The sequence below is a fragment of the Blautia sp. DFI.1.216 genome (assembly GCF_020594215.1).
GTDB classification, from domain to species: domain Bacteria; phylum Bacillota; class Clostridia; order Lachnospirales; family Lachnospiraceae; genus Blautia_A; species Blautia_A wexlerae.
This window is the reverse complement of the sequence record NZ_JAJDML010000091.1, coordinates 1-7165: the sequence shown is the minus strand read 5'-3', so window position 1 is coordinate 7165 and position 7165 is coordinate 1. Positions and strand designations below refer to the sequence as shown.

5 protein-coding genes are annotated in these 7165 nt (G+C 42.7%); all 5 read left to right on the top strand.

What is annotated here, in order from left to right:
* The first annotated feature begins 164 nt into the window (after positions 1 to 164).
* Complete coding sequence (locus LJE11_RS18310; RefSeq protein WP_120062276.1) at positions 165 to 908, top strand: DeoR/GlpR family DNA-binding transcription regulator; 744 nt, start codon at positions 165 to 167, stop codon at positions 906 to 908.
* Between the two features lie 68 nt (positions 909 to 976).
* Positions 977 to 2113 carry an exonuclease SbcCD subunit D gene (locus LJE11_RS18305; protein ID WP_120062275.1) on the top strand — a complete coding sequence of 379 codons (1137 nt, stop codon included), beginning with the start codon at positions 977 to 979 and terminating at the stop codon, positions 2111 to 2113.
* Positions 2110 to 5463 carry an AAA family ATPase gene (locus tag LJE11_RS18300; protein ID WP_120062274.1) on the top strand — a complete coding sequence of 1118 codons (3354 nt, stop codon included), beginning with the start codon at positions 2110 to 2112 and terminating at the stop codon, positions 5461 to 5463. The genes LJE11_RS18305 and LJE11_RS18300 overlap by 4 nt, the downstream gene beginning before the upstream one ends.
* A 419-nt stretch (positions 5464 to 5882) precedes the next feature.
* Positions 5883 to 6434 (top strand): DUF3793 family protein, encoded by a 552-nt coding sequence (locus LJE11_RS18295; RefSeq protein ID WP_055053621.1) that lies wholly within the window; start codon positions 5883 to 5885, stop codon positions 6432 to 6434.
* Positions 6435 to 6583: 149 nt separating this feature from the next.
* Positions 6584 to 7006, top strand: a complete 423-nt coding sequence (locus tag LJE11_RS18290) for a flavodoxin (protein WP_055053622.1) — start codon at positions 6584 to 6586, stop codon at positions 7004 to 7006.
* The last annotated feature ends 159 nt before the right edge of the window (positions 7007 to 7165 follow it).

The following is a 7165-nucleotide window of genomic DNA, read 5'->3' as shown; positions in this document are numbered from 1 at the left end:
TTGCCGCAGGCAATCTGGAATGAATTTTGGCTACGTTACTGTGAACGGAGTGAACGGTAACGTAGAATTGCGGGAGCTGCGAAGCAGCGGAGCAATTCGTAGATATCGGAGAAAATAATCAGAAGTAAACAATCAAAGTAAATATATAATGGAGGCAGAAGCATATGCTTACAGAACAGAGATTTGACATTATTCTGAAGCTTCTGGAAGAAAGAAAAAGTATTACAGTAACAGAACTGAGAGAACTTCTGGACGCATCAGAGTCCACAGTGCGCAGAGACATCACTGCACTGGACAAAGCGGGAAAACTTACCAAGGTTTTCGGCGGCGCAGTAGCATTAAATCATAAAGTAACTGCCTATGAACCGACAGTGGCACAGAAATCAGAATTAAATAAAGAAGAAAAGAAGAAGATTGCAAAATATGCAGCCGGCCTGATAACGCCAGATGATTTCGTTTATCTGGATGCAGGAACTACCACTGGCCTGATGTTGGAATATCTGGCGGGTGCAAGGGCTGTTTTTGTCACAAATGCAGTATCCCATGCCCAGACTCTGGCAAAGATGGGAATCCGGGTTTACCTGATCGGAGGAGAACTTAAGAGTTCAACAGAGGCAGTCGTAGGCAGTCAGGCGATGCAGATGATCCAGATGTATCATTTTACAAAGGGCTTCTTCGGAACCAACGGGATCACCAGAAGAGAAGGCTTTACCACACCGGATACCAGTGAAGCAATTGTAAAGAGTACTGCAATGAAGCAGTGCAAAGATGTATATATCCTGACAGATAAGTCAAAGTTTGGAGAAGTAAGTTCTGTGACATTCGGCGGGTTTACAGATGCTAAAATTCTTACAGAAGAGATTCCGAAGGAGTATCAGGATAGCAAAAATATTCTGAAAGTGGAATAAATAATTGATCAGAATGCCGCCGGCAGGTAGAGTAGGCAGGAATGATATTTAGATTGGAGAGATGTGGGATGAAGTTTGCGCATATTGGAGATCTGCATATTGGAAAAAGGGTGCATGATTTTTCCATGCTGGAGGATCAGAGATATATTCTGGATCAGATGATCAAAATTTTTGAGGAACAGAAAGTTGATGGAGTTCTGATAGCAGGGGATGTTTATGACAAGACAGTGCCGTCGGCAGAGGCAGTGCAGCTGTTTGATGAATTTATTACAGGACTGGCTAAAGCTGAGATTCCTGTGTACATGATCAGTGGAAATCATGATTCAGCAGAAAGGCTTTCCTTTGGAGCAAAGCTGTTTGAAAGCAGTGATATTTATATTTCGCAGGTTTATGATGGAGAGATGAAAAGGATTGTGTTAAAAGATCAGTATGGACCAATATCTGTATATCTTCTGCCTTTTTTGAAACCTGCGGCAGTACGCCATGCTTTGCAGAGGGATGACATTAATACTTATGAAGAGGGTGTTATGGCTGCTCTGCAGGAGTGTGAGATCGATGCGACACAGAGAAATGTGCTGGTGGCACATCAGTTTGTGACCGGAGCAGACAGAAGTGACTCAGAAGAAACATGGGTTGGCGGTCTTGACAATGTCAGTGCGGAAGTATTTAAGGATTTTGACTATGTGGCACTGGGACACATCCACAGACCTCAGAAAATGGGGAGAGAGACCTTGCGTTACAGTGGGACGCCGCTTAAGTATTCTTTTTCGGAAGCAGATCATAAAAAGTCGGTAACGATTGTGGAGCTTCTGGAGAAGGGAAATGTGAGGGTCAGTACAGTACCCTTGATTCCCAGACGGGATATGCGTAAGCTGAGGGGAACCTATATGGATGTGACGGCGAAGGATCATTATACTGCTGAAAATAAGATGGATTATCTTCAGATTACCCTGACAGATGAGGAAGATGTGCCGGGGGCACTTCAGAAGCTGCGTACTGTTTATCCCAACCTGATGCGTCTGGAATATGATAATAAACGAACACGTGAGAATCGGGAGGTTCAGGCAGTGGAGGCTCAGGAACAGAAGTCAGAGCTGGAGCTGTTTGAGGAGTTTTATGAACTGTTAAATAATGAACCTATGAAAGAAGAGCAGACAGAGTTTGTGGAGAAACTGATCCAGGATCTGAAGGAGGTGCGCGTATGAAACCATTGAAGCTGACATTATCTGCATTTGGTCCATATGCGGATGAGACTGTGATCGATTTTACACAGCTTGGAGGACAGGGACTTTTTTTGGTGACCGGAGATACGGGAGCAGGAAAAACGACGATCTTTGATGGGATTACATTTGCGTTGTACGGGGAGACAAGCGGAGGAGTCCGGGAGGCATCCATGCTCAGAAGCAAGTATGCAAAACCGGAAACACCTACGTATGCGGAATATATTTTTGAATATAAAGATGCAGTGTATACAGTGAAGCGAAGCCCGGATTATGAGCGCCCAAAGACCAGAGGTACCGGAATGACCACCCAGAAAGGGGAAGCATTGCTTACTTTTTCTGATGGAAGAGCTCCTGTGACAAAGCTGAAGGAAGTGAATCAGACAGTTACTGATCTGATCGGGTTAGATATGAAGCAGTTTACGCAGATTGCTATGATCGCACAGGGAGATTTCAGGAAATTGCTGCTGGCTGATACAGAGGAACGCAGCAACATTTTCAGAAAGCTTTTCCATACGGATATTTATAAGGTGATTCAGGAAAAATTAAAATTCGAGGCCGGTGGTCTGGACAAGGCGTATAAAGAGCTGTTGAGAAGTATTCGCCAGTATACGGAACAGGTCAGATATTCTACAGAAGACCAGTTGGGACAACAGTGGATATTGATGGAGAAGAATGGCTTTGAGGGAAATCTGGAAGAAGGTCTGGAAATCCTGGAGCAGTTTCTGAAGGTAGATAAAGAGACGCTGAAAAATTTGAATAAGCAGATCAAAGAGAACGATAAAGAACTGGAAAAAGTAAATCAGCTGTTGGGAAAGGCTCATAAAGAAGCAGATGCAAAGGCAAGGAAGGAACAGCTTCTGCAAGAGAAAGAGGTATTGCTTCCGCAGTTGGAACAGGCACAAAAAGCTGCAGAAAATGGGGCAAAGGAACCTGAGGAGATCCAACGCCTGATGCTTTCCATACAGAAAGAAAAAGAGAATCTGGAGCGTTATACAAATCTGGAAAATCTGCTCAGAGAAACAGAGAAGGCTTCCCTGCAGATAGAGAAACTGGGAACGGACGGTACAGAGCTGCAGAATCGTCAGAAAGAAATGAAAGCTGTGCTTGAAGAAAAACAAAAAGAATATCAGACAACAGACGGTGCAGAAAAAGAAAAAGCAGAAACAGATTTCCGGAAAGAGAAAATAGATACTCTTTATGCAGGAATTTATAAGAACTGTGGAAATCTGGAGTTTCTTCAGACAAAAATCAGTGAACTGAAAACACAGTCCGGGCAGGAAGAACAACTTGCGAAACAGATAAAAAAGGATTTGACTGATCTGGAAGAGAAAATTGTTTCCGGTGGGAATCTGGAAATTAAAGAGAACAGTCTGGTCATACGTTTGCAGCAGATAGAGAAAATAGAAGATCAGCAGAAACGGTATCAGGATCTGGAAAAGGAAGCAGAGAGAAAAAAGAAGGGTTATCTGACCGCTTCTCAGAAACGGACAGAAATAAAAGAAATTTTAAACAAAATGGAGCAGGCCTATCTGGATGCGCAGGCGGGTGTTCTGGCAGCAGATCTTCAGGATGGGATGCCATGTCCGGTATGTGGTTCTGTTCATCATCCGAAGCTTACACAGATTCCGAATGAAGTTCCTACAGAAGAACAGCTGAAAAAACAGAAAAAGTTAACAGAAGCTGCGGAAAAAGCGGCATCTGACGCAAGTGTGCAGGCAGGAGAGGCAGCAGGACTGATGCAGCGCTGCAGGGAAGAACTGACAGAAGGGGTTAAAGGTTATATAGCGCAGTTTCTGCCAGAAGAGGAGACACAAGAGATACTTCGAAAGGAACTTCCTGATCATGAATTATGTTTATTTGTAAAAAATCAGGAAAGCAGTGTACAGACAGGATTGGAAGAAATCAAAAAACAGAAAAAAGTTCATCAGGATTTACTGAAGAAAAAGGAAGAGTTCAGCACACAGTCAGAACGACATGCAAAAGAATTTCAGAAATTACAGATCAGTCTTGAAAAGAGGAAGAGCCAGCTGGAAAGTATTCAGGAACAGCTGCAGAATCAATTGGACGAACCTGTACTGACATGGATCCATGAAGAAGATATAAGACAGAGAATGAAAACTGATCCGGAACTGTCACAGGATCACAGCGGTGAAATAGTGTATCAAAAGGAAATCTGTAATGTATCACAGGCTTTGCTGCAGGGAAAGAGAGCAGCAGAATGGCTGAAACAGCAGCAAAATATTCTGGGACAGAAACAAAAGGATCTGACAGCACTTCTGGAACAGAGAAAACTTCTGGAGATGCAGATTGGTAAGACTCAGGCAGAACTCACAACGATCACAGACCAGATCAATCAGAATCAGCAGCAGACAGCAGCAGAGAAATCCAGATATGAGCAGCTGCAGAAGCAGAGAGAGAATATGGAAAAAGAGCTGGGTGAGAGGACAAAGGAAGAAATCCTGTCTCAGATTCAGCTTAAGACTGAGGAACAAAAGAAGCTTGAAATACATTACAAAACAGTAACAGAAGCGAGAGAAGTATTAGAAAAGAGAATGACAGAACTGGATTCGGTAATTGCATCTCTGACAGAACAGTTAAAAGAATCCATAAGTATTTCAGCTGAGGAACTGAATGCTCAGAAAGAAAACTTTGCACAGCAAAAGAAATCACTTTCAGAAAATCGTGATGAAATCCATGCCCGCCTGGAAATCAACAGTGACATGTATGAAAAAATCCGCAGACAGCAGACAGAACTTCTGAAAACGGAAACCCGCTGGAAGTGGATGAAATCTCTCTCAGACACTGCCAATGGTACGATCACGGGTAAGGCAAGGATCATGCTGGAAACTTACATCCAGATGCAGTATTTTGACCGCATTCTTGCGCGTGCCAATATCCGTCTGATGACCATGAGCAGCGGTCAGTATGAGTTAGTTCGCAGGAAAGAAAACAAGAGCAGGGTAGGGAAAACCGGTCTGGAACTGGATGTAGTAGATCATTACAATGGAACTGTCCGAAGTGTTAAGACCTTATCAGGCGGAGAAACATTTCAGGCATCCCTGTCTCTGGCATTGGGACTTTCTGATGAAATTCAGTCAAGCTCCGGCGGAATCCAGCTTGATACCATGTTTGTGGATGAAGGTTTCGGATCTCTGGATGAAGATGCCCTTGATCAGGCAATCCGCGCATTGAAGGATCTCAGTCAGGGAAGCAGACTGGTGGGAATTGTTTCCCATGTAGCAGAGCTGAAAGAACGTATTGATAAGAAGATCATAGTAACAAAGAAACGGACAGAAGATGGAGTTGGAAGTACGATCTGTATAGAAGGATGAGATTTTATGGTCAAGCGGATAAAATCATCCGCTTTGCTATGCGGCGCTACATCGAATAACTGTTTCACAGTGTATCAGAAGGAGTTGTCACTCCTCCTGATACAAGCAAGTCCCTACCCATTGCTTATTGTTTTTTGCAACCGACCCCGGGGACTTACTTGATGCGGTTAAAAAAGGCAGTTACTAAAAAAAAGTTATACAAAATTAACTTGACAGAATACCAGAGATAGTATATATTAAGTTATGAAGTTAGACATAAATAACTCGAATTGCTGAACGATCTGTTGAAGGTCTTTTTATAGCAGTAATTCAAGCTTTGCAGCAAACAAAAGCAATAAAATGTTTCGTAAAGCGTTATTTTTTGATAGATAGTTAGCATGGCCTAATTAATATTTTGCCATTGAGAAAGGGATCATAACATGTTGGAGAAATCTGTGATCGAACATTGTTCACCTACATTAGCATCTATTAAAACCGGAAATCTTTTTACATATAAATATGAATCTGAGGAAGAATTATGGAAAAGCGTAGAAGGCTTTAATGAATGTGTAAGAGAAAAAGGCGTTTCCCTCACAGTACTTCGCAGGAGTGAGAAAAAGGCGCTGATTTATGTCTGCCGGTTCTCAAGCCTTGAAAGAGATCTGAAGAAACCTGGTGTTGCGAATTTCATAAAGAAGTATGGGTATGAGAGTACAGATCCTGCATATGCACTTGAGAGACTGAGAAGCCGCCTGGCCCAGAGAGAAGATTTTCCTCATGAAATCGGATTATTTCTGGGATATCCGCTGGGAGATGTGATCGGATTTATCAAGAATGCAGGGCAGAACTGTAAATGTGTAGGTTGTTGGAAGGTTTACTGCAATGAATGTGAGGCAATAAAGGCTTTTGCCAGATTTAAGAAATGTACCAGCGTGTATGTACGTCTCTGGAATCAGGGAAGAAGTGTACGTCAGCTGACGGTGGCAGCGTAAGAAAGAAGCTATATACAGTAATATAGCAGGGATGGAGAGTTCGTTTAAGAATCAGTATAATAGAAAAGCCGTATGACTTTTTATTATAATATAAATCATGGCTTTGCGGCAAAGAAAAAGGCAGAGCAAATTTAAGGAGGATTTTAATCATGAGTAAAGTAGCAGTTGTATATTGGAGCAGCACAGGAAACACAGAAGCAATGGCAAACGCAGTTGCAGACGGAATCAGGGAAAAAGGCGGCGAAGCTGTTCTTCATACCTGTGAGGATTTTGACGGTTCTAAAGTTGCTGAATATGATGCAATCGCCTTCGGATGCCCTGCAATGGGAGATGAAGTTCTCGAAGATACAGAATTCGAGCCAATGTTTGACGGATGCAAAGATGCCCTGAAAGGCAAGAACATCGCTCTGTTTGGTTCTTATGGATGGGGAGACGGCGAATGGATGCGTAACTGGGAAGAGTCCTGTAAAGAAGCAGGTGCAAATCTTGTATGCGACAGCGTGATCTGCCAGGAAGAGCCAGATGATGAAGCTACAGATGCTTGCAAAGCTTTAGGTGCTGCATTAGTATAATAGAATAAGTAAGAATTGTTTTAGGGACTGCCAGTGTACAAATGGGCAGTCCTTTTTATTTGGAAATATTTTAGGAAAATAAGCGGGAATCCTCGGTAATTCAGTTACCGAGCCTGCAAATAAAAAGTCAATAGCAAATTGATGATTTCAGGCAAAAAT